General features: G+C 69.8%; 23 protein-coding genes and 1 tRNA gene. 18 read left to right on the top strand and 6 right to left on the bottom strand.

Going from position 1 to position 25,815, the window contains the following annotated elements; genetic code table 11:
- The first annotated feature begins 405 nt into the window (after window positions 1-405).
- Genes VGB60_RS02705 through tldD form a run of 4 tightly spaced genes read left to right on the top strand, consistent with a single transcriptional unit; the run spans window position 406 to window position 3,642 of the window.
- A complete protein-coding gene (locus tag VGB60_RS02705; protein ID WP_331036742.1) occupies window positions 406-783 on the top strand; it encodes a PadR family transcriptional regulator in 378 nt (125 codons plus the stop codon).
- Window positions 780-1,364: a DUF1700 domain-containing protein gene (locus tag VGB60_RS02710; protein WP_331036743.1), complete on the top strand. Its 585-nt coding sequence runs from the start codon at window positions 780-782 to the stop codon at window positions 1,362-1,364. Before VGB60_RS02705 ends, VGB60_RS02710 begins: the two co-directional genes overlap by 4 nt.
- 14 nt (window positions 1,365-1,378) lie before the next feature.
- Complete coding sequence (locus VGB60_RS02715) at window positions 1,379-2,161, top strand: GIN domain-containing protein (RefSeq protein WP_331036744.1); 783 nt, start codon at window positions 1,379-1,381, stop codon at window positions 2,159-2,161.
- Between the two features lie 50 nt (window positions 2,162-2,211).
- Entirely contained in the window at window positions 2,212-3,642 is a 1,431-nt protein-coding gene (gene tldD / locus VGB60_RS02720; RefSeq protein WP_331036745.1) for a metalloprotease TldD, read from the top strand.
- Here the strand turns inward: tldD and VGB60_RS02725 are convergent.
- Window positions 3,639-4,610, bottom strand: coding sequence for a TraB/GumN family protein (locus tag VGB60_RS02725; protein ID WP_331036746.1), 972 nt, complete (start codon window positions 4,608-4,610; stop codon window positions 3,639-3,641). The two genes, tldD and VGB60_RS02725, sit on opposite strands and share 4 nt — an antisense overlap.
- 341 nt (window positions 4,611-4,951) lie before the next feature.
- Here VGB60_RS02725 and VGB60_RS02730 point away from each other — a divergent pair, with 341 nt between their 5' ends.
- Both VGB60_RS02730 and VGB60_RS02735 read left to right on the top strand, forming a co-directional pair.
- Entirely contained in the window at window positions 4,952-7,030 is a 2,079-nt protein-coding gene (locus tag VGB60_RS02730) for a TonB-dependent receptor plug domain-containing protein (protein ID WP_331036747.1), read from the top strand.
- Window positions 7,031-7,073: 43 nt separating this feature from the next.
- Window positions 7,074-9,104, top strand: a complete 2,031-nt coding sequence (locus VGB60_RS02735) for a TonB-dependent receptor plug domain-containing protein (RefSeq protein ID WP_331036748.1) — start codon at window positions 7,074-7,076, stop codon at window positions 9,102-9,104.
- 75 nt (window positions 9,105-9,179) lie between these two features.
- Here VGB60_RS02735 and VGB60_RS02740 read toward each other — a convergent pair whose 3' ends face one another.
- The gene (locus VGB60_RS02740; RefSeq protein WP_331036749.1) at window positions 9,180-11,120 is read right to left on the bottom strand and encodes an oligopeptide:H+ symporter; all 1,941 of its coding nucleotides are present in this window, start codon (window positions 11,118-11,120) and stop codon (window positions 9,180-9,182) included.
- A gap of 212 nt (window positions 11,121-11,332) precedes the next feature.
- On the opposite strand from VGB60_RS02740, the gene VGB60_RS02745 reads away from it, so the two are divergent.
- From VGB60_RS02745 to VGB60_RS02785, 9 genes are all read left to right on the top strand, one after another.
- Window positions 11,333-12,295: a hypothetical protein gene (locus tag VGB60_RS02745; protein WP_331036750.1), complete on the top strand. Its 963-nt coding sequence runs from the start codon at window positions 11,333-11,335 to the stop codon at window positions 12,293-12,295.
- Window positions 12,292-13,281: an iron ABC transporter permease gene (locus VGB60_RS02750; RefSeq protein ID WP_331036751.1), complete on the top strand. Its 990-nt coding sequence runs from the start codon at window positions 12,292-12,294 to the stop codon at window positions 13,279-13,281. Before VGB60_RS02745 ends, VGB60_RS02750 begins: the two co-directional genes overlap by 4 nt.
- On the top strand, window positions 13,278-13,985 hold the full coding sequence (locus tag VGB60_RS02755; RefSeq protein WP_331036752.1) for an ABC transporter ATP-binding protein: 708 nt from the start codon (window positions 13,278-13,280) through the stop codon (window positions 13,983-13,985). Before VGB60_RS02750 ends, VGB60_RS02755 begins: the two co-directional genes overlap by 4 nt.
- 29 nt (window positions 13,986-14,014) lie before the next feature.
- Complete coding sequence (locus VGB60_RS02760; RefSeq protein ID WP_331036753.1) at window positions 14,015-15,106, top strand: isoaspartyl peptidase/L-asparaginase; 1,092 nt, start codon at window positions 14,015-14,017, stop codon at window positions 15,104-15,106.
- Window positions 15,103-15,612, top strand: a complete 510-nt coding sequence (locus VGB60_RS02765; protein ID WP_331036754.1) for an isoprenylcysteine carboxylmethyltransferase family protein — start codon at window positions 15,103-15,105, stop codon at window positions 15,610-15,612. Before VGB60_RS02760 ends, VGB60_RS02765 begins: the two co-directional genes overlap by 4 nt.
- Window positions 15,603-15,869, top strand: coding sequence for a hypothetical protein (locus VGB60_RS02770; RefSeq protein ID WP_331036755.1), 267 nt, complete (start codon window positions 15,603-15,605; stop codon window positions 15,867-15,869). The genes VGB60_RS02765 and VGB60_RS02770 overlap by 10 nt, the downstream gene beginning before the upstream one ends.
- 207 nt (window positions 15,870-16,076) lie before the next feature.
- Window positions 16,077-17,084 carry a fumarylacetoacetate hydrolase family protein gene (locus VGB60_RS02775; RefSeq protein ID WP_331036756.1) on the top strand — a complete coding sequence of 336 codons (1,008 nt, stop codon included), beginning with the start codon at window positions 16,077-16,079 and terminating at the stop codon, window positions 17,082-17,084.
- A gap of 35 nt (window positions 17,085-17,119) precedes the next feature.
- Entirely contained in the window at window positions 17,120-17,866 is a 747-nt protein-coding gene (locus VGB60_RS02780; protein ID WP_331036757.1) for a TonB family protein, read from the top strand.
- 114 nt (window positions 17,867-17,980) lie between these two features.
- Window positions 17,981-18,928 carry a hypothetical protein gene (locus VGB60_RS02785; RefSeq protein WP_331036758.1) on the top strand — a complete coding sequence of 316 codons (948 nt, stop codon included), beginning with the start codon at window positions 17,981-17,983 and terminating at the stop codon, window positions 18,926-18,928.
- Here the strand turns inward: VGB60_RS02785 and VGB60_RS02790 are convergent.
- Window positions 18,868-19,908, bottom strand: coding sequence for an LLM class flavin-dependent oxidoreductase (locus tag VGB60_RS02790; RefSeq protein ID WP_331036759.1), 1,041 nt, complete (start codon window positions 19,906-19,908; stop codon window positions 18,868-18,870). The two genes, VGB60_RS02785 and VGB60_RS02790, sit on opposite strands and share 61 nt — an antisense overlap.
- Window positions 19,905-20,858: an alpha-L-glutamate ligase gene (locus VGB60_RS02795; RefSeq protein ID WP_331036760.1), complete on the bottom strand. Its 954-nt coding sequence runs from the start codon at window positions 20,856-20,858 to the stop codon at window positions 19,905-19,907. The genes VGB60_RS02790 and VGB60_RS02795 overlap by 4 nt, the downstream gene beginning before the upstream one ends.
- 130 nt (window positions 20,859-20,988) lie before the next feature.
- Between VGB60_RS02795 and VGB60_RS02800 the strand changes: the two genes are divergently transcribed.
- Window positions 20,989-21,073 (top strand) — tRNA-Leu (locus VGB60_RS02800).
- Window positions 21,074-21,077: 4 nt separating this feature from the next.
- On the opposite strand, the gene VGB60_RS02805 is transcribed toward VGB60_RS02800, so the two are convergent.
- The gene (locus VGB60_RS02805; RefSeq protein WP_331036761.1) at window positions 21,078-22,736 is read right to left on the bottom strand and encodes a M28 family peptidase; all 1,659 of its coding nucleotides are present in this window, start codon (window positions 22,734-22,736) and stop codon (window positions 21,078-21,080) included.
- 129 nt (window positions 22,737-22,865) lie between these two features.
- Between VGB60_RS02805 and VGB60_RS02810 the strand changes: the two genes are divergently transcribed.
- On the top strand, window positions 22,866-23,657 hold the full coding sequence (locus VGB60_RS02810; protein WP_331036762.1) for a phytanoyl-CoA dioxygenase family protein: 792 nt from the start codon (window positions 22,866-22,868) through the stop codon (window positions 23,655-23,657).
- A 174-nt stretch (window positions 23,658-23,831) separates the two neighbouring features.
- Here VGB60_RS02810 and arsC read toward each other — a convergent pair whose 3' ends face one another.
- Complete coding sequence (gene arsC / locus VGB60_RS02815; RefSeq protein ID WP_331036763.1) at window positions 23,832-24,254, bottom strand: arsenate reductase (glutaredoxin); 423 nt, start codon at window positions 24,252-24,254, stop codon at window positions 23,832-23,834.
- Between the two features lie 106 nt (window positions 24,255-24,360).
- On the opposite strand from arsC, the gene VGB60_RS02820 reads away from it, so the two are divergent.
- The gene (locus VGB60_RS02820) at window positions 24,361-25,617 is read left to right on the top strand and encodes a multidrug effflux MFS transporter (RefSeq protein ID WP_331036764.1); all 1,257 of its coding nucleotides are present in this window, start codon (window positions 24,361-24,363) and stop codon (window positions 25,615-25,617) included.
- The last annotated feature ends 198 nt before the right edge of the window (window positions 25,618-25,815 follow it).

Here is a 25,815-nt window from a genome sequence, read left to right on the forward strand (position 1 = left end):
GGCGACGCCGCCGGCTGAAGCCCGAGCGCGCCGTCGGTCGGCTGACCGATCAGTTCCTGCGCCCAGCTGGGCGTGGCGGAGAATACGGCCAGGCACAGCGCGGTGAAACCGCCGCCGATCAACGCCCGGGCCCGCGTGCCCATCCCCATGCGAGACATCCTCATATTACCGTTTCGTCGCAGACGCTTGCGAGGCTGTCGCAGGCGCACGCCGCGAACATCGAGGTCCGCGGCGGTTCTTGCGGGGTCCATATCGCCCCCTCTGACGCTTGCCAAGCGATCAGCAAGAGATTGGCCGCCCCTGCGTCCATCGGCCCCCGGATTAAATCGCCGTCATGTTTTAACAGCTACCTTGCGCCACCAGATACCTTGCGATACGTCTTTGGCATCAGAGGAGGACGCCCCGGTGCCCGAAACAATCGAGATACAGCTGAAGAAGGGAGTGCTGACGCTCTGCGTCCTCGCGCTCCTGAACCGGCACGACAGCTACGCCTACGAGATCGCCGCCACCCTATCAGACGCGATCGACATGGGCGAAGGCACGATCTACCCGCTGATGCGGCGGATGCAGGCTGAGGGGCAGGTCGAGACCTACCTCGTCGAATCAGCGTCCGGCCCGTCGCGCAAATACTACCGTCTGACCGACGGCGGACGTCGCGCCCTGGAGGCCCAGACCTCCGAATGGCGCGCCTTCGCCCGCGCGGTCGAATCCATCGTGGACGCGCCGGCGGAAGCCGCGGCCGCGCCTAATGACGCCATGGCCGACAAGGGAGCTGTACAATGACGCGCGCCGAATTCATGGGCCGCCTTCGCAGGGGACTGGTCGGCATGCCGACCGCGGCCGCGGCCGACATCGCCTCGGACTACGAGAACCATTTCGAGGACGGCGTCGCCGCCGGGCGCTCGGAAGCCGAGGTCGCGGCCGCCCTGGGCGACCCCGACCGTCTGGCCCGCGAGCTGCGCGCCGAGGCCGGCGCCCAGCGATGGCACCAGGAGAAGAACCCGTCGGCCGCGGCCGGGGCCGTCTTCGCCGTGCTCGGTCTGGGGGCCATCGACCTGCTGATCCTGCTGCCGATCTTCATGACGGTCGTGGGCGTGCTGTTCGGCTTCTTCATGGCCGCGATCGGCGTCTTCATCGGCGGCGGCGCGGTGATGATCGCGGGCCCGTTGGCCGGCTTCCCCGGCGGCGTCGCGACAGCGATCCTCGCGGGCATCGGCATGATGGCCGGAGCGACCGTGGTCGGCGCCCTGACCGCCGTGCTCACCATCCTGCTGGTCAATGCGACCGTCTGGTACGCCCGCCTGCACTATCGGCTGCTGAAGCCCGCGCTTGAGCCCCAGGCTCAGGCCGACGGCAAGTTCTGAGGGAGGACAAGATCATGATCCGCACGCTTCTCATCATCGCCGGCGCCGCCCTCGTGCTGTGCGTCGCCACCCTCTCGGGCGCGGCGGCCATCGGCGGCAACGACCTGGCCCGCCACGGCTGGACATGGACCTTCATGGACGACGACGGCGAGAACCACACCGTTGACTTCGGCCGCGGCGACAGGGGTCCCGCGGTGACCCGGAATATCGCCTGGACCGGCGGCGAACGGCTGGAGATCGATGTCCCGGGCGAGGTGACCTATGTCCAGGGCGCCGAGGCCGGCGTCCGCGTCACCGGCCCGAAGACGATGGTGGACCGGGTTCGCCTCGTCGGTGACCGCCTCACCATCGAGGGCGACTCGAAAATGGTCAGCTTCAACGTCTCCAATCGCCGGTTCGACGAGAACGGGAATGTTATTGGGCGGGACAACACCCTGAGGATCACGGTCACGGCCCCCTCGATCAACGCCTTCGAGCTCAGCAGCTCGGCCGACCTCGAAATCGTCGGCTACGATCAGCCCGCGCTGACACTCGCTCTGTCGGGCTTCGGCGGGGTGGAAGCCTCGGGCCAGACCGATGCTCTCAAGCTGGACATCTCCGGGTCTGGCGAGGCCGATCTCGACGGCCTGACGACCAAGGACGCGGTTATCGATATCAGCGGCTTCGGCGACGCCCGGGTGGCTCCGACCGGCAAGGCCGAGATCAATGTTTCGGGCTCTGGCGACGTCACCCTGACAGAGCGGCCGGCGGAACTGACCCAGAGAATCTCCGGCTTTGGCGACGTCCAACAGGACTGAGCCTCGGAGAAGACCGTGACGCGGGGGCGGTCAGCTCCTACTTAGGGACCATGACCGTCCTCGTATCGCCCCCCGCCATTCTCGACAGCGCCGACGTCGGCTCCGACGAAGCCCTGTCGATCCTGCAAGGCGCCCTCGGCGGCGCCGACGACGGCGAACTGTTCCTCGAACGCTCCGAGAGCGAATCGCTTGTGTTCGACGACGGGCGGTTGAAGTCCGCGGCTTACGACGCCAGCGAGGGCTTCGGCCTGCGCGTCGTCGCCGGGGAGACCGCCGGCTACGCGCACGCCAACGAGATCAGCGGCCCCGCCCTGCGCCGCGCGGCGGACAGCGCCGCGCTGGCCCGGTCCGGCCACGCGGGGGCGACCGCCGAGGCCCCGCGCGCCACCAACCAGCAGCTCTATGACGCGGTCGATCCCCTCGCCTCGCCCGCCTTTTCCGACAAGATCGCCCTGCTGTCCGAGATCGACGCCTGGGCCCGCGCCCGCGATCCGCGTGTGGTTCAGGTCTCCGCCAGCCTCGTCGGCGAGCGTCGCCAGATCGAGATCCTGCGCGGAGACGGACGGCTGGTGCGGGACGTGAGGCCGTTGGTGCGCTTCAACGTCTCGGTGACGGTCGAGAAGGACGGACGCCGGGAAAGCGCCTCGGCCGGAGCCGGCGGGCGGGCCGGTTTCGAGGAATGGATCGCGCCGGATCGCTGGAAGGCCCAAGTCGACGAGGCCCTGCGGCAGGCGCTGGTCAACCTCGACGCCGTCGACTGTCCCGCCGGAGAGATGGACGTGGTGCTGGGCGCCGGCTGGCCCGGCGTGCTGCTGCACGAGGCCATCGGACACGGCTTCGAGGGCGACTTCCACCGCAAGGGCTCTTCGGTCTTCAGCGGCATGATGGGCAAGCGCGTGGCCGCCCCGGGCGTAACCGTCGTTGACGACGGCTCCATCGCCGGACGGCGCGGCTCGTTGAGCGTGGACGACGAGGGCACGCCGACCTCGCGCACGGTGCTGATCGAGGACGGGATCATGGTCGGCTTGATGCATGACCGGCTGTCGGCGCGTCAGCTCGGCGCGAACGCCACCGGCAACGGGCGGCGGCAGTCGTTCGCCCATATGCCGATGCCGCGCATGACCAACACCTTCATGGAAGGCGGATCGGCGAAGCAGGCCGACATGATCGCGTCGACGAAGCGCGGTCTCTACGCCGCGAACTTCGGCGGCGGGCAGGTCGACATCACCAACGGCAAGTTCGTCTTCCAGTGTACCGAGGCCTATCTGATCGAGGACGGCCGGATCACCGCCCCCGTGCGCGGGGCAACCCTGATCGGCGACGGCGCGACGGCGCTGCAGCGGGTCGAGATGATCGGCGACGACTTTGCCTTCGACCCCGGCGTCGGCGTCTGCGGCAAGGGCGGCCAGGGCGTGCCGGTCGGCATCGGCCAGCCCAGCCTGAAGATCGCCGGTCTGACCGTAGGCGGGACGGCGGTCTAGGACCCCGGCGTCGTCGCGGACCGCCACGCCGGTCCGCGCGGGTTCAGCCCCTGCGCCTGAAGTTGATCCAGCACCCCGCCGGGCTCCGCGAGAATGCGCAACGGCGCCACGCCGAGCGTGACCCCCGGCTGGCCCAGCGCCCGGGTGGCCGCATCAGCCCAGCCCGTCCTCAGAACCGGCGCGATCTCCGGATCTCCGCTGGGCCAGCACAGGTTCAGCGCGACATCGAGAGGGTTGGCCAGAACCTCGGGCACCCGCAGGTTCCGCCACGCATCCAGCCGCGCGGCCGCCCCCGCCGGACCCGCTTCCGCCGCCGCGGTGGCCGCTTCGACGCAGGGCAGATAGGTCTCGGGCGGCAGGGTGATCAGGTTGTCGATCAGTTCGTCGCCGCGAACGATCCCGACCGGCTCGCCGGAAATACGCGCCGTCCGCGCCGCCCCGCGCACCACCTCCGGAGCGCCCCTGCCGCGCGTCTCGCGTCCCGCTTCCCGCAGCAGGTCGAAGCTCAGGCCGACCAGGCTCTCGGTGCGCCAGGCCTGCGACCGTTCGCCGGCCTTCAGCGCTTCCAGCCGAACCAGCAGGTCAGGGGGCGTATAATCCGCGATCGTCTTTCCTGCGGGCAGCCGGGCGATGGTGCGGATGCGCCAGATCATGCGCAGCAGGTCCGCCGCCGAGGCGCGCGCCTCCATCGGGTACAGGATCCGCTGTGACTCGCGCGTCGCCGCCTCGAGCGCCTGGGGCCTCCAGTCGTAGTCCTCCGGCACGCCTGAAATCGAGCCGATCAGGATGACGACGCTGTCCCCCCGCTCGACCGTCCACATGGGGGCCCCGGCGCGACGGGCCGTGACGACGACGTCGTCCAGCGCGGAGGCATCCTCGGCCGGAGGCGTCTGGGCGCGGGGCGCGCCCGCCGACAGGAGACAGCACGCCATCAGCGCGCCGGATAGACAGACCGGAATGAGTTTCATGCGATGACCTTTTCGGCGCGAGTAGAGACCGCGCCCCGTCGCTACAGAAGTGACATATCTGTAATCATGCCGGGGGCGCTCGGCCGAAGCCGCGTGCCATGGGGGCGCGGGAAGCCGCACGGCGGATGGGCAGCTTCCAGCCGCGTCCGTGCGCGGCAGACGTGCGGACCCAGAGCCACAGGCGGCGTCAGCGCGCTAGATACCAGCAGCATTCTAAGACGTTGCGAACTCGGGCCTTTCTTGCGCCCCAACCCTGTCCGCGAATTAATCCACCTGTCCAGCTTGTAACTGGAGCCTCTCCGTCGCCGTCCGCAAGTTCCGGGCCGAGGAGGAGAGGATTCATGACACGACTTGGTTTGATGGCCGGCGCAGCCGCCTGCGCGATCGCTTCCGGCGCGGCTGCCCAGACCGCCCCGTCGCCGAGCGCGGCCCAGACCCCGGTTCCTACCGGGCCCGCGGCGACGGCGCCCACGGCGGACGCAACGCAGCAGGGCGTGCTTGTCTTCGAACCCGCCTTCTTCGCCGACCAGAGACCGAACACGGCGCTGGAGATGGTGAACCGCGTCCCCGGCTTCAGCGTCCAGGACGGCGACGGCAGCCGCGGCTTCGAAGGGTCGGTGGGCAATATCCTGATCAACGGCTCGCGCCCGGCCTCCAAGAACGACACCGGATCGTCGGTGCTTTCGCGCACGCTGGCCTCGCGGGTGCAGCGGATCGAAGTGATCCGCGGCGGGGCGCCCGGCATCGACATGCAGGGCTATTCCGTCGTGGTGAACGTGATCACCACCGTCGAGAGCACCACCCAGTCCATCCTCCAGCTTAACGCCAACCTCGTTAACGGTGGCCGTGATCTGTTCAGCGGCAGCTACCAGTTCTCGGCCAGTTCCGGCGAGCGGACCTGGGGCGTAACCATCAGCGACGGCATCAGCTTTAGCGACGGCAGCGGCGTCGGGCGGGTTCTGAGGGTCGCGCCGAACGGTACGGTGCTGCGGGACGAGGCGCTCCGGACCGAGGCGTATGGCGGCGGCACCGGCATCCGCGGAAACTTCGCCTCGCCTGTCTTCGGAGGCAAGGTCGATCTTACGGCGCGCGTCGGGGTCAACGACTTCCACAACATCACCGAGCAGACGGCTCCCGGCACGCTGCGATACAGCGAATCCGTCAACGAATCGAAGAGCCGGGAACTCGGCGCCGTTTTCACCCGGCCCCTGGCGGACGACCTGACCATGGAGGGCCGGTTCATCCATACCGGCTCCGATTTCGACAACACTTCGTCGAGCAGCGGGCAGGTCGGCGGCGTTCCGACCGCCGACCAGGTGTTCGCCGCCGAGGGAACATCCTCCGAGACGATCCTGCGAGGGCTGACCCGCTGGGAACGCTCGGCCTCCACGACGATCGAAACGGGCGGCGAGCTCGCCTACAACATGTTGGAGACCAACCAGAGCTTCACCGTCGACGGCGCTCCCGTCGCGCTGCCGTCCGCCTCGGTGAAGGTCGAGGAGACGCGGGGGCAGCTGTTCGGCCGCGGCACCTGGAGACTGCGCAGCGATCTGACCCTGGAGGGTGGCCTGCGTGTCGAGGGGTCGACCATCAGCCAGTCCGGCGACGCCAGCCAGGAGAAGAGCTTCTACTTCGTCAAGCCGCGGCTGCAGGCGACCTGGACCCCCATCCCCAGTCATCAGCTGCGCTTCCGGGTGGAGCGCGAGGTGGGTCAGTTGAACTTCGGCGACTTCGCCGCCTCATCCGACCTCGCCGGCGAGACCCTGTTCGGCGGCAACGTGAACCTCGAACCGGAATCCCGCTGGATCGCAGAGGCCATCTATGAGCGTCGGTTCTGGGGCGAGGGGATCTTCAGCATCGGCTACCGGCACGACGAGGTCAGCAACTTCATCGACGTGATCCCGCTGAAGAACGGCCTGTCGGCCGTCGGCAACATCGGCGACGGCACGCTCGACCGGGTGTCGCTGAACATTGTGGTGCCGGCGGATCGGTTCGGCTTCACCGGCGGGCGATTCACCTTCCGGAACGACTGGAACCACACCGAGGTGACCGATCCGACCTCGCTCCAGGTCCGAAGCGTCTCGAACCTGAGGAAGAGCCAGCCCAACGTCGGCGTCAGCCAGGACATCGCCAGTTGGAACATCCAGTGGGGCGTCAACGTGCTCACCCGCTTGGGCAATCCCACCTACAACCCCGACTTCACGAACTTCTGGCGCGCGGGCGGCGACTACTTCCAGGCCTTCATCGAATACAAGCCGACGGCGACGCTGTCGCTGCGGGCGCAGATGACCGACTGGGACGAATTCGTGCAGACCCGGACCCAGTTCGCCGACCGGATCACGCGGCCGGTCGCCTACGTCGAGACCCGCGAGGTCAATCCCCGCACCTTCTGGTCGCTGCAACTTCGCAAGACCTTTTGACCAAGCCGGCCGGACGCTCCCGCCCCTTTGAGAAGCCAAGCCTATGAACAAGACCCTTTGGCTCAGCGCCGCGGCCATCTCGCTCCTGGCGGGACCGACATTCGGGCAGACAGCCCCGGACGCGGCGCAGGCCCAGCAGGGAGTCCTGGTCTACGAACCAGCCTTCTTCGCCGACGCCCGTCCCGACACCGCGCTGGACATGATCGCCCGCCTGCCCGGTTTCGGGCTGAACTCCGGCGACAGCGGCACGCGCGGGCTGGCCGGAACCGCGGGCAATGTCCTGATCGACGGTCAGCGGCCTTCGACCAAAAGCGACAGCCTCGACCAGATCCTGCGCCGCATCTCGGCGGCGGGCGTGGCGCGGATCGAGCTCATCCGCGGCGGCGCGCCGGGTATCGACATGCAGGGACAGTCGGTCGTCGCGAACGTCATTCTGGTGCGCACGGTCGTGACCGAGCGGGTGCTGGAAGCCAACGCCTACTTCTACCCCGACGGCTATATCGGCCCGCTGATCTCGGCGCGGTATTCGCGGCGCGAGGGCGACAACCGGATCGAAGGCTCCATCAGCGCCACGACCGACCGTACGGACGGCACCGGCGACGGCTTCCGCAGGCGTTATGATCCCGCCGGGAACCTGATCCAGGACGCCGACCTGGTCCGGTGGGATCGCATCCGCAACGTCCGCGGCACGGCGGCCGTCCAGCGCCGGGTCGCCGGCGGCCTGCTGCGCGTCAACGGGCTGCTGGGCTGGTTCGGCAACGAGAACTCGCAGGATCTGCTGATCCGCTCCGGCGCCGGGTCCGACAGCTTCAACGACGAGGAGTCCGACTCCATCAACGGTGAATTGGGCGTCAACTGGAGCCGTGATCTCGGCCCCCGCACCGGCCTCGAACTGACCGGCCTGCAGCGCTACGCCACCAACGACTACACGGGCGTCTCGACCGGCGCGGGGGGTGGTTCGATCTTTTCGTCGGACTCCACCTCAGGCGAGTCGATCGCTCGGGCGACCCTGCGCTACCGGCCCGACGACCGGTTCGCGGTCGAGACCGGCGGCGAGGCGGCCTTCAACTTCCTCGACAGCGCGACCGCCTATGAGGAGAACGGCGTGCCCATTCCCCTGCCCTCAGCGTCGGTTCGGGTGGAGGAGATGCGGGGCGAGGTGTTCGGCCAGACCACATGGCGCGCCAGCCCGAAGTTCACGCTCGAGGCCGGGGTCCGGGTGGAGGTTTCGCGGATCAGCCAGTCAGGCGACAGCGACAACTCCAAATCCTTCGTGTTCCCCAAGCCCCGGGTTCAGGCGACATGGACCCCATGGGCGGGGCACCAGTTCCGCTTGCGCGCCGAGCGAGAGGTCGGCCAGCTCGACTTCGGGGATTTCGTCGCCTCCGCCGACATCGACATCGGACAGGTCGAGGGCGGCAACCCGGATCTGGAGCCGAGCCGCGCCACGGTGGTCGAGGCCATCTACGAACGCCGCTTCTGGGAAGAGGGCGTCCTCGACCTGACATACAGCCACGCCGAGATCGAGGACGTGGTCGATGTCATCCCGCTCGCCGGCGGCTTCGACGGCGTCGGAAACATCGGCGACGGAACATCGGACTTCTTCCAGGTCAGGCTGACCCTGCCGATGGACCGCCTCGGCGTCCCCAATGCCCGTCTGCAGGCCCGGGGCAGCTGGGCGCGCACCTCGGTCGTCGACCCTGTCACCGGCGAGGAGCGCCGCTTCCAGGGCAATCAGGCCTTCGGCTGCGGCGTGAGCTTCAACCACGACCTCATGGGCGGCCGCTGGTCGTACGGCTTCGACCATGGCTGCAACGTCGACAAGGGCACGGCCTTCCGCGTCCGCGAAATCCGCCGCAACTACGCGGAGCCGTTCGTGACGCTCTACGGCCAGTGGAAGCCTCGCGGCGATCTGACCGTGCGGGTCGATCTGGGCAACGCCACCGACCGGCAGCTCGGCTATGAACGGGAGATCTACACCGGCCCGCGGAACACGGCGCCGCTGGCCTTCCGCGAGGTGCGGCGCACCCGGATGAGCCCGTGGTTGTTCGTGCAGGTCAGGAAGACGCTCTAGGCCGCCCGGTCGGCGGCCCAAAAGAAAAAGGGCGGAGCCGCGAGGCTCCGCCCTTTCCATTTCAGCGCCGGACGATCAGCCCGGGGTGCTGGTGTGCGGCCGGGCGACGTTGCCGTCTTCCTGCCCGCGGTCCGTGACCGTCGGTCCCGGGTGGTTGTCCGCGTCGTTGGCGCCGTGCGACCAGCCCTTGATCACGAAGCTGATCAGGATGAAGGCCACGCCGATGCCGACGCCCCACCAGCCGAGTTTGCCGAAGCCGTCCAGCGACGTGGCGAGGGCCCCTTGCGGGTCCAGCACCTGACCGCCCACGGTTTCGGTGCCCATCAGGCCGGCGATCTTGCCGCCGACGAACTGGGCGATCGAGCTGGCCAGGAACCACACCGCCATCATGAAGCTGACCACGGAGGGCAGCGACAGCTTGGTGATTTCCGACAGGCCCACGGGCGAGAGGAACAGCTCGCCGGTGGTGTGCAGCATGTACAGCAGCGCCAGGATGATTAGCGGCATCTGGAAGGCCTCGCTGACCATGCCGGAGCCGGCGGCCCAGACCACCACGAGGAAGCCGAGGCCGACCTGCACGAGGCCAAGACCGAACTTCATCGTCGGGTTCGGGTCCATCTTGCGGCTGGCCAGCCACGCCCACAGCGCCGCGAAGATCGGGGCGAAGATGAGGATGAAGCCGGCGTTGAACGACTGCACCTGCGCGGCCGTGATGGTCGCGTCGATCCAGAAGCCCGAGGGCGTGATGCCCGCGGCCGCCAGTTGGGCCGGCGTGCCGACGGTGATGCCGAGGAACTGCATGGCCGTGGGGGCGATGGTCAGGTCCACGTTGCGGTCGGCGAACAGGTTCAGCGAGGTGCCGGCCTGTTCGAACAGGGTGAAGAAGACCACCGCGCCGAAGATCAGCACCACGGCCAGCATCATGCGCTGGCGCTCGGCCATGGTCTTGCAGACCTTGGCGATGATCCAGACGATGAAGGCCAGCGACAGCAGGGTGGAAACAGCCAGCACCGAGCCGACCAGGGCGTTGCGCTGGACCATGAACCACACCACGCCGACGCCGAGGATGGCGAGGATGTAGATCAGCCATTCGCGGTTCACCGGGCCGAGCAGGGGCTGTTTCAGCAGCGCCGGATTGGGCGGCTCCCCATTGCCCTGAAGCAGCGGCTTGCCGAGTACGAAGACCACGAAGCCGAGCGCCATGCCGACGCCCGCCAGGCCGAAGCCGGCCCACCAGCCGACGGTCTGGCCGAGATAGCCGCACAGAACCGCCGCCCAGAAGGCGCCGAGGTTGATGCCGTAATAGTAGAGGGTGAAGCCGGAATCCCGCCGCGGGTCGCCCTGCGGGTAGAGTTGTCCGACGATGGTCGAGATGTTCGGCTTCAGGAAGCCGACGCCCATGATGATCAGCGAGAGGGCGAGATAGAAGCTGTTCACCCCGCTGGTGTCGCGCGTCGCCGTCATGGCGTAGGTGCCCGGCTCCATGACGGGGGGCAGGCTGGCGGTCGCAGGCAGACCGGTCAGCTGCAGGCCGCCGCTCTCGGCCGCGGTGAAGGCGTAGCGCTGGCCGTCGACCATGATGCCGACGTCGCGGTCGGCGCCGCGGCCTTCGCTGACGACTTCGTACTGGGCGCCGCCGTAGGTCAGGGTCTCGGTCGCCGGACGCCCCTCATAGGCCATCAGGCTGTGGCCCGCGACCAGCAGCAGGGCGCCGAAGGCGATGGCCTTGCGGGTGCCGATGTAGCGGTCCGCGAGGATGCCGCCGACCAGCGGCAGCAGGTACACCAGCGAGGTGTAGGAGCCGTAGGTCGAGGCCGCCGTGGCGTCGTCGAACAGGAAATGCTGGGTCAGGTAGAAGATCAGGATCCCGCGCATGCCGTAGTAGGAGAAGCGCTCCCACATCTCGGCGAAGAACAGGATGATCAGTCCGCGCGGGTGATTCTTGAGTATCTGCATCAGCACCGGGACGCCGGTGGCGAGGGTGATGATCAGACCCAGGAGAATGACGATGTTCATGCGCGGCCCCCCGCGGCTCGTCGGGCGTCAAGCCCGATGCGCAAATCCTGCGCGCTCCCTGCGACCGTCGTGTTCAACGGCTCACTCCCTTGTTGCTGCGCCCCACCTGATGCGCGAAGGCGCATAAGCAGCACGGCGCGCAAGACCGGACAAGAGACAAGGGTAAATTCGTTCGATGGCGTCACGACCGGGGCTGCGTCAGGATGGCCGTGATGCGGGGCGCGACTGACTTGATGGGCACGACACGACGGGCGGCGTTGACGGGGATCGGCGCAGGGCTTGCGCTGTCCGCCTGCTCGGCTCCGGCGAGGGGCGAACCCGGCGACGTGCTGGCGGCAGGGCAACCCGCCGCCCTGCTGATCTGGGCCGTCGCGCGTGAACGGCTGGCGGGGTGGCCGCGCAAGCCGGGGCCGGAGGCGCTGACCGGGCTCGGCCCCGGCGCGGGCGACCTGCCCGAGCTCGGCGCCCTCGCGGGCGGAGGACGGCCCGCCCACCTGGAGGCGCTGGCGGGGGTGGGCGCCCGGATGGTGATCGACTACGGGGACACCGCGCCCGAAAACCGCGCGCTCGCCGATCGGCTGGGACGCCGCCTCCGGCTTGAGTGGCGGCTGATCGACGGGTCGCTGGCCAACATGCCGGAGGCCGTCCGCGAAGCGTCGGCCCTGCTCGGTGCAGGCGCGAGAGCCGCGGCGCTGGCGACGGCGGCCGATGATGTTCTGGACCGTTGGCGCGCGGCGCCGGCGGGACCCTCCTTCTACTATGCGCGGGGCGCGGACGGCCTTGAGACTGCGTTCGGCGGCGCCCTCGCCACTGAGGTGCTGGAGGGCGCCGGCTGGACCAATGTGGCGGTCGGCTCGCGCGACATCGGGCGGGTCACGCGCGAGCAGGCGGCGAGCTGGGACCCCGAGGTGCTGGTCACCCTCGATCGCACCTTCGCCCGCACCGCCGCGGCGTCGCCGTCGTGGCGCGTCCGACCCGGAGGCGGACGGCGGCGCATCCTGCTGTTGCCCGATGTTCCGTTCGGCTGGATCGACCGACCGCCGTCGCTGAACCGGCTGCTGGGCTGCGCCTGGCTCGCCGACCCCGGCGGCTCGGCCGCCGTGCTGTCCGAGCTGAGCCTGGGGCTCTACGGCGCCGACCCGCCCGCGACGGCGAAGCCGCGGTGGCTCGAGTGAGCCGTCGCGGAGCCGTCCTGTGGCGCCTGGCGCTCGCCCTGCTCGTGCTGGCCGGGGCCTTCGGGGCCCTGGGGACGGGACCTCTGGCGGCCCCGCCGAACGAGCTGCTGTCGGCCCTGTTCACCGAAGGAACGGCGCGGGCTGAGCTGGCGCTGTCGCTGCGCGGGCCCCGGCTGCTGGCGGCCCTGACCTGCGGCGCGGCCTTGGCCGGCGCCGGGGCGGCGTTCCAGATCCTGTTCCGCAACCCGCTGGCGTCGCCCGACCTGCTGGGCGTGTCGTCGGGCGCCGGCTTCGGCGCGGCTCTGGCCCTGCTGCTGGGCGCGGGCGCGGCCCTGATCCAGACCGCCGCCTTCGCCGGAGGACTGGCCGCCGGGGCGCTGGCGATCGGCTGCGCCGCCCTGGCTCGAAGCGGCGACGGGCGGCTGGCGCTGATCCTCTGCGGCGTGGTGGCGGGAGCCCTCGCCTCAGCCGGCCTGGGCCTCGTCGTGACCGCCGCCGAGCCCTATTCGCAGCTGCCGTCGATCACCTACTGGCTGCTTGGCTCCTTCACCCGGGCGACGCTGTCGGAGGCGTTGTTCGCGGTGGCCCCGGTGGCCATGGGGACGGCCATCCTGCTGTGGCTCGGCTTCCGCCTAGACGGCCTGTCCTTGGGAGACGAGCAGGCCCGGTCGCTGGGGCTCCCGGCGCGGCCGCTGCGGCTGGTCGCCCTGGCGGCGGCGGCCTTGATCACCTCCGCCGCCGTGGCCGTCGCGGGGGTAGTGGGCTGGATCGGCCTGCTGGCCCCCCACGCCGCCCGGCGGATCGTCGGCGAGCGGGCCCAGGACCTGATCCCCGCCTCGATGGCTCTCGGCGCCCTATTCGCCCTGCTGATCGACCGGCTGGCGACCGCCTTCGGCCCGGCGGAAATTCCTGTCGGCCTGCTGTCCGCCGCGATCGGCGCGCCGGCCTTCCTGATCCTGTTCGTCCTCACCTCGAGGCGTGCATGACGGCGGTGCGGCTCGAGGGTCTGGTCGCCGGGCGACGGGCCGGCTTCCGCCTGCCGCCGCTCGACCTGACGGTGAGGCCCGGCGAAGTGGTGGCCCTGATCGGGCCCAACGGGTCCGGCAAGACGACGCTGCTGAAGACGCTCGGGGGCCTGCTGCCGCCGATATCAGGTACGATGTCGGCGCCCGCCGCCGCCTACCTGCCGCCGCCCGGCGCGGTCCAGGCCGGTTTCTCGGCCCTGCACCTGACCTCGCTGGCCCGGGCCAATCGAAGGCCGTGGTCGCCCGGCCTCTCTCCGGAAGACTTGCAGGCGGCCCACGCCGCCCTCGACCGTCTCGGCGCCGCCGACCTCGCCGACCGGCCCTTCGACCGCCTGTCCAGCGGCCAGCAGCAGCTGGTGCTGATCGCCCGCCTGTTCCTGCAGGACGCGCCCCTGTGCCTGCTCGACGAACCGCTGGCCCTCCTCGACCCCGCCCATGGGCTGGCCGTCGAGGCGGCGGTGCGGACGCTGGCCGACGAGGGGCGGATCGTCATCGCCTCCACCCATCACCTGCCCTTCGCCGCCCGGTCCCATCGGGTGCTGACGCTGGGTGGAACCGCGCCCGGGCTGGAACAACCGGCCACGGCCCTGATTCCCGATCGGCTCCGCGCGCTCTTCGGGGTCGAAGGCGACGGCTGTCCCTGCTGCGGCGGCCCCTTGAGTTGAGGGCCCGTCTGGCCGAGGCTGGAGCCATCATGAAAAGGTCCGCCATGACGCTCGCCCGACTCGCCTCCGCCGCCCTCGCCTCCGCCTTCGCCCTGGCGTTCGGAGCCGCGCCCGCCGCCGCGCAGGATGCGCCGGGCTGGTCCTTCGCCATCCACGGCGGCGCGGGCGTGATCGAGCGCGAGAACCTGAGCGCCGAACAGGACGCCGCCTATCGCGCCGCCCTGAAGCGCGCGCTGGACGCGGGCGCCGCCGTGCTGGCCGCCGGCGGTCCGGCGCTCGACGCCGTGCAGGCGGCGATCGAGATCATGGAGGACGACCCCCTGTTCAACGCCGGGCGCGGCGCGGTCTTCACCGCCGCCGGCCGCAACGAACTGGACGCGGCGGTCATGAACGGCTCGGACCTGACCGCCGGCGCCGTCGCCGGCCTGACGCGGACGCGGCACCCGATCGCTGCGGCCCGCGCGGTGATGGAACGGTCGCCGCACGTCATGCTGATCGGCGAGGGCGCGGACAGTTTCGCCGCGTCGGTGGGGCTTGAGCAGGTCGACCCCTCGTGGTTCTTCACCGAGCGGCGTTGGCAGGGGCTGGAGCGGGCCCTGCAGGCGCAGAACCTGCCCGTGCCGCAACGTCCGGCGGGCGCGCCCCGACCTCAGGCGGCCAACGATCTGCAGCAGCCACCCCTGAACGAGCGCAAGTTCGGCACCGTCGGCGCGGTGGCGCTGGACAGCCAGGGTCGCCTCGCCGCCGGCACCTCGACCGGCGGCATGACCGCCAAGCGGTGGGGCCGGGTCGGGGACGTGCCGGTGCTCGGCGCCGGAACCTACGCCTCCAACCGCGACGGCTGCGCCGTCTCGGCGACCGGCGACGGCGAGTATTACATCCGCGCCTCGGTCGCGCGCGACATCTGCTCCCGCATCGCGGCGGGCTCGACGGCTCAGGTCGCCGGACAGGCCGAGGTGGACGACGCCCTGTCGCTCGGCGGCTCCGGCGGCGTTATCGTGATGGACGCGCAGGGCGGTCCGGCCTTCGCCATGACGACCTCCGGCATGTACCGCGGGGCGGTTTCCGCGAGCAGGCCCGCGGCCGTCGCCATCTACGGCGATGAAGACCTCCGTCCGTGAGCCAGACTCGCGACATCCCCGGTGTCATCGCTCCGCCGCCGCTGATCTACCTCGGCTTCCTGTTCCTCGGCTGGGGCTTGGCCCGACTGGGCGGCCACCCCGGAGCGGTCGAGGCGGGGTTCGGCTGGCTGGCCGCCGGTTTCGGCCTCACGGTCGAGGCGCGGCGCGCCGTGGCGCTGACCCTGATCGTCGGCGGCCTGCTGTTCGACGGCATGGCGGCCGGGCTGTTCCGGCGGCGCGGCACGGCGGTCGAACCGTGGAAGCCGTCCACGGCCCTGATCGTCGAGGGGCCATACCGCCTCAGCCGCAACCCGATCTATCTCGGCTTCGCCGTCACCTACCTCGGGCTCGCCATCGCCATGGACAGCTGGGTCGCCCTGCTGATGCTGCTGCCCTGCATCGCCGTGGTCGACCGCTTCGTCATCCAGCGCGAGGAGCGCTACCTGGCCGCGCGGTTCGGCGCGAACTACGAAGCCTATCGCCAGAAGGTGCGCCGGTGGCTGTGAGCGACGACGAGCTGTCCGCCATGGCCATCGAGGAGCTCGACGCCGCCTGCGCCCTGCCGTGGCCGGACATGAAAAAGGTCACGCCTTGGGGCGACAGCTTCACCGGCTTCGCTCCTTCCGGCCGCGAGGTCGAGATCGAGCGCCGCTACCTCTGGTCCCATGCGCCGGAAGGCTCGATCGCGGTCGAGGTCGAAGTCCGCGAGCTCGGCGCCCGGACGGGCGCGGAGGCGAAGGCGCTGATCACGCCGCCGCGTTAGACGCCGCGCTGTCCCCTTCCGTCCTTCCGGGGCCGGACCGGCGTAGCTGGGCTGGAACCCGGAACCCAGGGGTCCGGGTGCGGCGCCGGCTCGCCTCCATGGGCGGGGTCAGTCTCCTGGGTTCCGGGTTCCGCTGCGCGGCCCCGGAAAGACGAGGATGGCGAGCCCCCGTTTCCAGCCGCGAAGAAACCCCCTAAGCCTGACGACATGAAACTCGCCTCCCTCAAGCATGGCCGCGACGGCCGCCTCGTTCTGGTGTCCAGCGACCTGCACTGGTTCACCGACGCCTTCCTGATCGCGCCGACGCTGCAGGCCGCGCTCGACGACTGGGAGCGGCTGGAGCCCGACCTGACGGCGCTGGCCGAGAGCCTGGAGCACGGCGGCGTGCCCCGCGGGCGCTTCCACGAGCGCGAGGCGGCCGCGCCCCTGCCGCGCGCCTATCAGTGGGCCGACGGCTCGGCCTATGTGAACCACGTCGCCCTGGTGCGTCAGGCCCGCAACGCCGAGATGCCGGAAAGCTTCTGGACCGATCCGCTGATGTATCAGGGCGGCTCGGACGGCTTTCTCGCCCCCCGCGACGCGATCCCGCTTGCCGATGAAAGCTGGGGCTGCGACCTCGAGGCCGAGGTCGTGGTCGTCACCGGCGACGTGCCGCAGGGCGTGTCGCGCGAGGAGGCGCTGTCGCACGTCCGGCTGGTCGGGCTGGTCAACGATGTGAGCCTGCGGAACCTGATCCCGGCCGAACTGGCCAAGGGCTTCGGCTTCGTCCAGTCCAAGCCCGCCTCGGCCCTGTCGCCGGTGTTCGTCACGCCGGACGCGCTCGGGGACCGCTGGGCCGACGGCAAGCTCAAGGGCGAGCTGAGCGTGCAGTTGAACGGCGCCGACTTCGGCAAGGCCGACGCCGGGGTCGACATGACCTTCGACTTCGGGACGCTGATCGCGCATCTGGCCAAGACCCGCAGCCTCTGCGCCGGCACCATCATCGGCTCGGGCACGGTGTCGAACCGCGACGCCGCCGGCGGCCCCGGCAAGCCGGTCAGCGAAGGCGGCCTCGGCTATTCCTGCATCGCCGAGGTGCGGACCGTCGAGACCATCCTGCGTGGCAAGGCCGAGACGCCCTTCCTCAAGCCCGGCGACACGGTCCGCATCGAGATGTTGGACGAGAAACACCACTCGATCTTCGGTGCGATCGAGCAGACGGTCGAGGCGGTTTGAGGCCTCAGACGCGCTTTTCCGGCCTCGTCAGCCTCATGGCGGCGTCCCCCCTGCTAGCGCAACAGGCGTTGGACGACTGGGACCTGACGGTCGACGCGGCGCGGCGGGTGACGCTAGCCTCCAGTGCGTTTTCCAGTGGGCAGACCATAGCCGTGCGCTGCTCCGCCGGGACGCTCGATGTCATGATCGCGGGATTGCCGGCCCGTGAGGGCGTCAGCCGCTATCTGGAACTCGGACGCGGCGACGCGAAGGCGGAGCCGGCGCACTGGCTGAACAACGGCGGGACGATCTTCAGCACGACGCCGGCCCGCACGGCTCGGGAGCTCCGCCGGCAAGGCCGGCTGGAAGTCGCTGTGGCTGTAGAGCCGGGCGACGACAGCGCGCTTCGTCGGTACCAGTTCGAACTTCCCTCCGGCTCTGCGGCGGTGGAGCAGGTCCTCAACGCCTGCGACACGCCAGTTGATGAGGCGCGGGACAGCCTTCCACGCTGGGTGCAGCCTCGGACCTATCCCCCCAGCCTTTGGCGGAGCCTCTTGAGGCCCGAATTCCCGCAGGCGGCCGCCAGCGCGGGGATCGAGAGCGGCTTTGTCGTTTTAGGCTGCGTGGTCGCCCCACAAGGGCGGCTGGCGGACTGCACGATCGAGCATGAGAGCGACCGACGTGCCGGGTTTGGCAGGGCCGCACTGCGTTCGAGCGCCAGCGCGAGGCTGTCAGAACCAACCGAGGGCGGTCCGGCGCCCGGCGAGGTCATCATCTTCACCGTGCGGTTCCGCGTATCCTAGGCCGTCACTGGACACGCTTCGGGCGCCGTTGCTGTTGGTCGCCAGCGCGCCTTCGCGGTTGACCTCAAGACTGGACCTTCGGCAAAGTTGACGCCCGTCTCGTCAGGATTGCCCATGAAGCCTTCGCTTTCCGCCCTGCTCGCCTGCGTGATCGCCGTCCCGGCCTTGGCGCAGGACGCCGCCGCCGACTGGGACCTGACCAATAACGCGCGGACCCGGCTGATGGTGGCGCATGTGCAGTTCAACAACGGCCTCGCGATAGCCACCCGCTGCGCCGACGGCGGCTTTGAGGCTGTCATCGCCGGCCTGCCGCCCGCCGGCGAGGCGGCGTCGCGCCCGCTGAAGATCGCCTTCGGCGACGAGCCGCTTCACGAAACCCGCTGGACGGTTGCGACGGAGGACACGGTGGCGGTCGCCGAACTGCCCGCGCCGTTTGCTCGCAAGCTGCGCGAAGGCGGGCGCTTCCGGGTGCTGGTGCCCAACGCGGCCGCCGATGGGCGCAACCTGATGTACGACGTCCAACTGCCCGCCTCGTCGGGCTCGATCGACCAGACGCTGACGACCTGCGAGCGCCCGCTGGTCGATCCTCGCGACGCGGAGCTGGATGCGCTTGAGGAAGACGGCGTGCCGCCGAACCTCGGCTGGCTTGCCCGCCCGGCGGCACGCTTTCCGAGAACCACCTATGCGCGCGGCTTCGCCGTGGTGACGTGCATAAGCAATCCCGACGGCACGCTGAGGGCCTGCGAGATCGAATCCGAACATCCGCGTGAGGGCCGCTTCGGCGAGGCCGCGCTGACCGCCGCCCGTCGCGCGCGGCTGAGGAACCTGGCCGATCCCTCGGCTCCCGTACCGACCGGACGGATCGCCTACAAGACCGCATTCGTCGTGCAGGGCTACGAGCGGCCCGAGGACCGCCAGCGCAGACGGGACAACCGGGAGGCCGAGCGCCGCGAGCGGGAAGCCCGCCGCTCTACCGGCGGGCGAGCGGGAAGCCCGCCGCTCTACCGGCGGATAACCTGCGCGGCGAAACGCTCCATCTCTTCTTCCTGTGGCGACATCTGAAGCAGCAGCAGGTCCAGCCCCGCCGCCTCGAACGCCTCGATGCGCTCGGCGATCCGCTCGGGCGTGCCGACGAAGCCGGGGCGCAAGCCGCGGTTGGAGACGCTGTACTCGCGGATCTTCAGCTCGCGCTCGAGTTCCGTGCCTGACAGCCATTGGTCGAAATTGGCGAACCCCGGCGGCGGCTTGCCTTCGGCCAGTCCGGGGATGGTGGTGATCCGCTCCAGCTCGCGGTCGGCCTCGGCCTGGCTGTCACGCACCACCGCATAGCCGGCCATGCCGAAGGACATGGGCGGCAGGCCGAAACTCTCTCGCCGCGCCTTCATGTCGGCGACCTTGGCGGCGATATGCTCCGGCTCGTCGCCATGCATGACATAGGCGTCGCAGTGGCGCGCGATCAGCGTCTTGGCGGCCTCGGACTCTCCGCCTGCGTAGATCACCGGTCGGGGCCGCGCCGGGGTCGAGGTCGGCTTCGGCTCCACGATGGCGTCCTTCAGCGTGTAGTACCGGCCGTCGAAATCCGTTCGCTTCTGCGTCCACAACCGGTCGACGACCTGCAGCCATTCGGTGGTGCGGGCGTAGCGGTCGTCGTGCTGGTCGAACTGCAAGCCATAGCTTTCGGCCTCCTTGGCCCACCACGACGAGACGACGTTCAGCGCCAGCCGCCCATTGGAGATGCGGTCGATGTTCGCCGCCGCCTTGGCGAACAGCGCCGGCTGATGGAAGTTCGGCCGCACCGCGACCATCAGCTCGATGGTCTTCGTCACCGCGGCCAGCGCCGCCGCGCTGGACCAGGCGTCCAGCGCGGGCGCCTCAATCCCCTTGATGTCGTTCAGGTTCAGTTCGGCGATCAGGGTCAGGTCCCAGCCGATCTCTTCCGACCGCGTGACCAGCCGCGACAGGTTCTCCCACGACGCCTCGCGCTCGTCGTCGACGTTCCTCAACCAGCCGCCGAACACCGGGGCCCAGTAGCCGTACCTCATGTGTTCGCTCCCTTGGCGTGCTTCGCCTTCTCTTCGTCGACGACGCCGACCAGCCAGTCGACCAGGTTGTCGTGCGGATCGAAGCCCAGCACCTCAAGCGGCTTCGCCACGAAGTTGGACAGGGCGTTGATGTCGTAGAACCGCACCGTGCCGTCACGTTCGTCGATCAGATATTCGACGGAGCCGATCTCGACCTGCCCGGCCGCGACGATGGCCTCTACCGCGGCGATGATTTCGGCCGGTGGCTCGAACCGCGTCATGCCCATGACAGCCGATCCCGGGCCGATCAGGCAGACGTCGGCCGGACACAGATCGAAGGCGTCACCGGCGCTTTCGACGTCCAGCGCATAGAGATACCGGCCCGCCAGCGTCTCCACCCGAATGATCCGCCCGCCCTCGCGCGGCGCGTACTCCTGCACCAGAGAAATCCCGTTGATCCCCGCCGGCGCGGTCCCCGCCTGTGCCGCCTCCGCCAGTTCTTCCGGCGTGTCGTAGCGGACGATGCCCGAACCCGAGCCGCCGATGTCGGCCTTGACCAGAACGGGGAAGCGCAGGCCCTCGGCCGCCTTGTGCAGGTCCGCCTGACGGTGCGCGGCCCGCGTCTCGGGCCCCTTATAGCCCAGCCGCGCGATCAGGCTGAGCTGCCGGGCCTTGGAAGTGTCGATGGGCAGGGCCGAGGCGTTGATCACCCGCGTCCCCTGCCCTTCCCAGTGCTCGAACAGGCTTTGGGCGTAGAAGATCGGATGCTCGGGTTCGCGCAGGAACGACGACATCGCCACGCGGCTGAACACCACCCGCGCTGGGGCCGGGGACCCGGCGGGATCGAAGACATGGCCGGCCAGAGGGGTCTTCACATACGACACCCCGCGTCGGCCCAGCGCCGCGAACAGCGGCTCGAACCACTGCGGATGCTCATAGACGATGGCGAGGTCGGGAAGCGAGGAGGTCATCTCCGCCAGATGCGTTACACCTCGATGAAACGCAAGGGGCGCCGCAATCGCTCGTGCGTATGAAGTCCGATTGACCTGATCCGACGCCGCACGCTACCAAGCCGCCCTGCCGGAAGACCCAACGGCCTGTGCGGGCGTGGTGGAATTGGTAGACGCGCCGGACTCAAAATCCGGTTCCGAAAGGAGTGCCGGTTCGACCCCGGCCGCCCGCACCACCGTTCATTCGGATCGCGACGCCGCGCTGGCGTCCCTAAGGGCACGGTAGGGCACGCCCTCGTTCCAGGTCGGCCAGCGGCCGCTGTCGGCGATCTCGCGCCCGAGGAGATAGGCGACCGTGCCTTCCTGGGCAGCCGCGACCATGTCCCAGGACGGATCGAACTCGTCCGAGCGTTGGTGATAGTCGCGGCTATTGTAGGCCTCGATCATCGCCATGCCGCGTTCGGCTCCGCCCTCGACCAGGTCGCTCCCGGCGCGGAAATAGACCGTTGGAACCCCCTGTTCGGCGAAGGTGAAATGGTCGGACCGGCCGTACCAGCCGGCAGCCGGATTGTGCTCCGGCTCGATCGTCAGACCGCGCACCGCCGCGACCCGCGCGAGGTCGGCCTCCAGCCCGGTGCGGCCCGCCCCGATCAGCTCCAGCGACCGCGTCATCGGCAGGGCCAGATGGGGATCGAGGTTGAACACCGCGGCGGTCGTCTCCAGCGGCCGCAGCGGCCGCAGCGCATATTCATAGGCGCCGAGCAGGCCGTCCTCCTCGGAGGTGTAGCCGATGAACAGCACCGTCCGCTCCGGCGGCGGGGCGGCGGCGTAGGCGCGGGCGATCTCAAGCAGGGTCGCCGTGCCGATGCCGTTGTCGACTGCGCCGTTCCGCAGGGTGTCGCCATCCTCATAGGCCGGACCGATGCCGTAGGCGTCCCAATGGGCGCCGTAGATGACCGTCTCGTCGGCGCGGGTCGTGCCCGGCCGCATGGCGACGACGTTGCGCGTCACCATGGGGGACGCGACGATGGTGAAGGCGGCGCTCATCGTCGCGCCGGGAAGCTCCACCGCCTGGAAAGCCGGCGTCCTTGCGCTCAACGCCAACGCCTCGAGGTCGAGCCCGGCGCGCTGGAACAGGGCCGAAGCCGTTTCCCAACGCAGGGTGGCCGTCAGGTCCGTTCCCCGCTCCGGCGCGGGGCCGCGGACGAATTTGTGGTCCGGGTCGGAGTTGCTGATCTGCTGGAACGGCCAGCTCGCGGTCTCGAACTGGTGGATCTGCATCACGGCGACCGCGCCCCGGGCGAAGGCGGCCCGTTTCTTGGCGCCGAGGCCGCCGGCCGGGCTCCGGTTCCGTCCGTTGAAGGGGCCTTCGTCCGACGCGTAGTCGGGGTCGTTCATCAGGAAGACCGCGACCTTGCCGGTCAGATCGACGCCGCCGAACTGGTCGTAGCCGAGCGCCGGCGCGTCGACGCCGAAGCCGACGAAAACGAGCGGCGCATTGGTGATCGCGTTCTCGCCCACATGCATCGAGGTGACGCTGACGTCCGTCGCCAGCGCCGCCGGAACGGGCTCGCCGCCCACCGCCAGCGACACGGTTGCGCCTTCGCGATGGTAGCGGGTCAGCGCCACGTCCTGGAACCATGTGCCGTTCTCGCCGCCCGGCTGAAGGCCCGCGGCGCTGAACTGCGCCACCAGATAGTCGAGCGTCGCCGTCTCGCCGGCCTCGCCCGGTCCTCGGCCATAGAAGGCGTCGCTCGACAGGACCTCGACGTCTCGCCGGATGGCGGCGGGGTCCAGCAGGGGCGGAGCGGGCGTCTGGGCGGCGACCGGGCCCGCCCCCAGCACCGCGGACGCAAGGCTCAGGGCGAGGGTCGAAAGCAGCAGACGGGACAGGGCCATGAAGCGCTCCAGAGTGATCTTCGACTGTCCCAGAGGGCATGGGGCGTGTCCAGCGAGGCGCGTCTCCGGCTACGCTTTGGCGGCGGACAAAGCGGGGTTATCCTGCTGTTTTCCCACGAGCTTCACCATATGACGCCCGAACAGATCAAGGCCCACGCCGACGAGGTGCGCGAGACCAGCGCCACCGTTGTCCGCGGTCTCTTCCCGGTCGAGACCATCGACGCCTGGAACGCGGCCTTTCAGCCGCTGCTGCGGCAGGCGATCGCGCTGGAGGGTGGCGATCCGAACCGGGGCTCCGCCCGCTACTACGTCACCCTGCCGTTCCACGGCATCTGGGCCGACCCGCGGATCATCGACAACGACGTGGTCATGGCCATCGTCTCGGAGCTGATCGGGGCCGACGGCGTGATGTGCCAGCTGGCCAGCGACACGCCGATGAAGGGTTCGGACTATCAGGACCTGCACCGCGACACCCAGCTGCTGTTCCCGGAGACGGGCGCCGAGTCGCCGCCCTACCAGCTCGCGGTCAACTTCCCGCTGGTGGACGTGACCGAGGCCAACGGTCCAATGGAGATGGCCGCCGGCACCCACATGCTGTCGAAGGAGGAAGGCTTGCGCCGGGTCGAGACCGGTGAGGAGCCGCTGATCCCCATGCTGATGAACCGGGGGGACGTGATGATCCGCGACGTGCGCCACATCCACCGCGGCACGCCGAACCCCAACGATGAGCCGCGCCCCATGGTGGTGATCGGCTACAGCCGCCGCTGGCTGTACCGGCCCGAGGTGGCCATCCGCGTGCCGCGCGAGACGCTCGACGTCCTGCCCGACCGCGCCCGCCGCTGGCTGCGCTTCAACCCGGTGTCCGAGGACACGGCGGAGGCGCTGCGGCCCGGCGAAAGCTATCGCGAGTTCGCCTACTAGGACTGACCATCTTCGTCTTTGCGGGGCAGAGCGCGGCGCAGCCGCGGCCGGAACCCTGAACCCAGGTGACCGGGCGCTTCCTTTCGCCGCCGTCGCAGCCTGAGCCAGGTCTCCTGGATTCCGGTTTCCGCTGCGCGGCCCCGGAAGGACGGAGGAAGGGAATGTGGCTCGGGCTCAAGCGCGGACCGGCCGCACCACCTCGCCGTCCTCCTTGACGAACTGCTCCGGCCGATGGTCCAGCAGGTCGAACACCCGTTCCGACGGGCGGCACAGGGCGGCGCCTTTGGGGGTTCGCACGAGGGGCCGCTCGACGAGCAGGGGGTGGCGGACCATGGCGGCTAGGATGTCCTCGTCGGCGGCGTCGGGCTCCAGCAGCTCCGGCGCGGCGACGGCCGCTTCCTTGCCGCGCAGAGCCTCGCGCGGCGTCAGCCCGGCCTCGGCGAACAGGGCGCGAAGCTGGTCTTCGGTCCAGCCGGCCGCAGCGTACTCGACCACCTCCGGCTCGTGGCCCGCGCTGCGGATCATGCCGAGAACGTTGCGCGACGTGCCGCACGCGGAATTGTGGAACAGGGTGATGAGAAAGTCGGTCATGGTCATCTCCGTCAGCGCCTGACTAGCACAAGACGTCCGGCTCGACGGCGGCGACGCGTTCTTTTTCGCGCCTCTGGTTGCGCCAACGGGTGGCCGCCCGCATCTGGTCGCGATGACCGCCCCCGCCCCCGCCGCTCCCGCCGCCGTAAAGGGGCCGGGCTTCCCCGAGTTCGTCGCCCTGATCGCGATGATGATGGCGCTCAACGCGCTGGCCATCGACGCCATGCTGCCCGCCCTGCCCGCCATCGGCGAGGCGCTGGGCGTGGCCGCCGAGAACGACCGACAGTGGGTCATCACCGCCTATCTGCTCGGCTTCGGCGTCACCCAGATCGTCTACGGGCCGCTGGCCGACCGCTATGGGCGGAAGCCGGTGCTGATGGTGGGACTGTCCCTCTATGTCGCATTCAGCGCGCTGGCGGCGCTGGCGCCCACCTTCAGCCTGCTGATCGCCGCCCGCGTCTGCACCGGCATCGGCGCGGCGGCGCTGCGGGTGCTGGCCGTGTCGATCGTGCGCGACCGCTATTCCGGGCGGACTATGGCGCGGGTGATGTCGCTGAGCTTCCTCGTGTTCCTCGGCATCCCGATCCTGGCGCCGACGCTGGGGCAGGCGGTGCTGATGGTCGCGCCCTGGCCGTGGGTGTTCGGCGTGCTCGCCATCGCCGGCGCGGCCTTCATGATCTGGGCCCTGATCCGCCTGCCGGAGACCCTGGCCCCCGAGAACCGGATGCCGATCAATGTGGCCCGCATCGCAGGGGCCTTCCGCGAGGCCCTGACCAACCGCCAGTCGATCGGCTACACCTTCGCCATGACGGCGATCTCGGGCTCGCTGTTCGGCTTCATCAACTCCAGCCAGCAGATCTTCTTCGACGTCTTCAACGCCGAGCATCTGTTCACCCTGGTGTTCGGCGCCGTCGCGGGCGGCATCGCCGTCGCCTCGCTGCTGAACGCGAAGCTGGTCGAGCGGCTGGGCTCGCGGCTGATCTCGCACACGGCCCTGCTGGGCTTCATCGCCATGTCGGCCATCCACGCGTCCGTCGCCCTCAGCGGCCACGAGACGATCTGGACCTTCGCGGTGCTGCAGGCCCTCACGATGTTCTGCTTCGGTTTCATCGCCGGCAATTTCGGCTCCATGGCGATGGAGCCGATGGGCCATATCGCGGGCACGGCGTCCTCGGCCCAGGGCTTCATCTCGACCACCGGCGGAGCCACGCTGGGCTTCCTGATCGGGCAGCAGTTCAACGGCTCGGCGGCTCCGATGGCGGTCGGCTTCGTCGTGCTCGGCGTCGCCGCCCTTCTGTGCGTGCTGATGGCGGAGCGCGGACGGCTGTTCACGGCGCGCAACGCGCCCCCGGCTCCAGCCGCGACTTGATCTTTTCGGTGCGCCGGGGCGTTGTCCCGGCTGGAACCGAAACCGGGCCCGGCGCGCATCCATCGCCGCGGGGTCGCACCATCAAGGACTGTCGATGATCCGCACGCCTGCACTGGCAGCCGCCCTCGCCCTGATGACCGCCGTTGGAGGCTGCGCCATGACCCCCGGTTCCGCCGCCCGTTCGGACATGCCGCCCCT

It is taken from the genome of Brevundimonas sp. (assembly GCF_036399195.1).
In the GTDB taxonomy this organism is placed as follows: domain Bacteria; phylum Pseudomonadota; class Alphaproteobacteria; order Caulobacterales; family Caulobacteraceae; genus Brevundimonas.

Coding starts and splice junctions, on each gene's coding strand:
- VGB60_RS02710 (WP_331036743.1), top strand. CDS start 780: ATGACGCGCGCCGAATTCATGGGCCGCCTTCGCAGGGGACTGGTCGGC.
- VGB60_RS02715 (WP_331036744.1), top strand. CDS start 1,379: ATGATCCGCACGCTTCTCATCATCGCCGGCGCCGCCCTCGTGCTGTGC.
- tldD (WP_331036745.1), top strand. CDS start 2,212: ATGACCGTCCTCGTATCGCCCCCCGCCATTCTCGACAGCGCCGACGTC.
- VGB60_RS02725 (WP_331036746.1), bottom strand. CDS start 4,610: ATGAAACTCATTCCGGTCTGTCTATCCGGCGCGCTGATGGCGTGCTGT.
- VGB60_RS02730 (WP_331036747.1), top strand. CDS start 4,952: ATGACACGACTTGGTTTGATGGCCGGCGCAGCCGCCTGCGCGATCGCT.
- VGB60_RS02735 (WP_331036748.1), top strand. CDS start 7,074: ATGAACAAGACCCTTTGGCTCAGCGCCGCGGCCATCTCGCTCCTGGCG.
- VGB60_RS02740 (WP_331036749.1), bottom strand. CDS start 11,120: ATGAACATCGTCATTCTCCTGGGTCTGATCATCACCCTCGCCACCGGC.
- VGB60_RS02745 (WP_331036750.1), top strand. CDS start 11,333: ATGCGGGGCGCGACTGACTTGATGGGCACGACACGACGGGCGGCGTTG.
- VGB60_RS02755 (WP_331036752.1), top strand. CDS start 13,278: ATGACGGCGGTGCGGCTCGAGGGTCTGGTCGCCGGGCGACGGGCCGGC.
- VGB60_RS02760 (WP_331036753.1), top strand. CDS start 14,015: ATGAAAAGGTCCGCCATGACGCTCGCCCGACTCGCCTCCGCCGCCCTC.
- VGB60_RS02775 (WP_331036756.1), top strand. CDS start 16,077: ATGAAACTCGCCTCCCTCAAGCATGGCCGCGACGGCCGCCTCGTTCTG.
- VGB60_RS02780 (WP_331036757.1), top strand. CDS start 17,120: ATGGCGGCGTCCCCCCTGCTAGCGCAACAGGCGTTGGACGACTGGGAC.
- VGB60_RS02785 (WP_331036758.1), top strand. CDS start 17,981: ATGAAGCCTTCGCTTTCCGCCCTGCTCGCCTGCGTGATCGCCGTCCCG.
- VGB60_RS02790 (WP_331036759.1), bottom strand. CDS start 19,908: ATGAGGTACGGCTACTGGGCCCCGGTGTTCGGCGGCTGGTTGAGGAAC.
- VGB60_RS02795 (WP_331036760.1), bottom strand. CDS start 20,858: ATGACCTCCTCGCTTCCCGACCTCGCCATCGTCTATGAGCATCCGCAG.
- VGB60_RS02805 (WP_331036761.1), bottom strand. CDS start 22,736: ATGGCCCTGTCCCGTCTGCTGCTTTCGACCCTCGCCCTGAGCCTTGCG.
- VGB60_RS02810 (WP_331036762.1), top strand. CDS start 22,866: ATGACGCCCGAACAGATCAAGGCCCACGCCGACGAGGTGCGCGAGACC.
- arsC (WP_331036763.1), bottom strand. CDS start 24,254: ATGACCATGACCGACTTTCTCATCACCCTGTTCCACAATTCCGCGTGC.
- VGB60_RS02820 (WP_331036764.1), top strand. CDS start 24,361: ATGACCGCCCCCGCCCCCGCCGCTCCCGCCGCCGTAAAGGGGCCGGGC.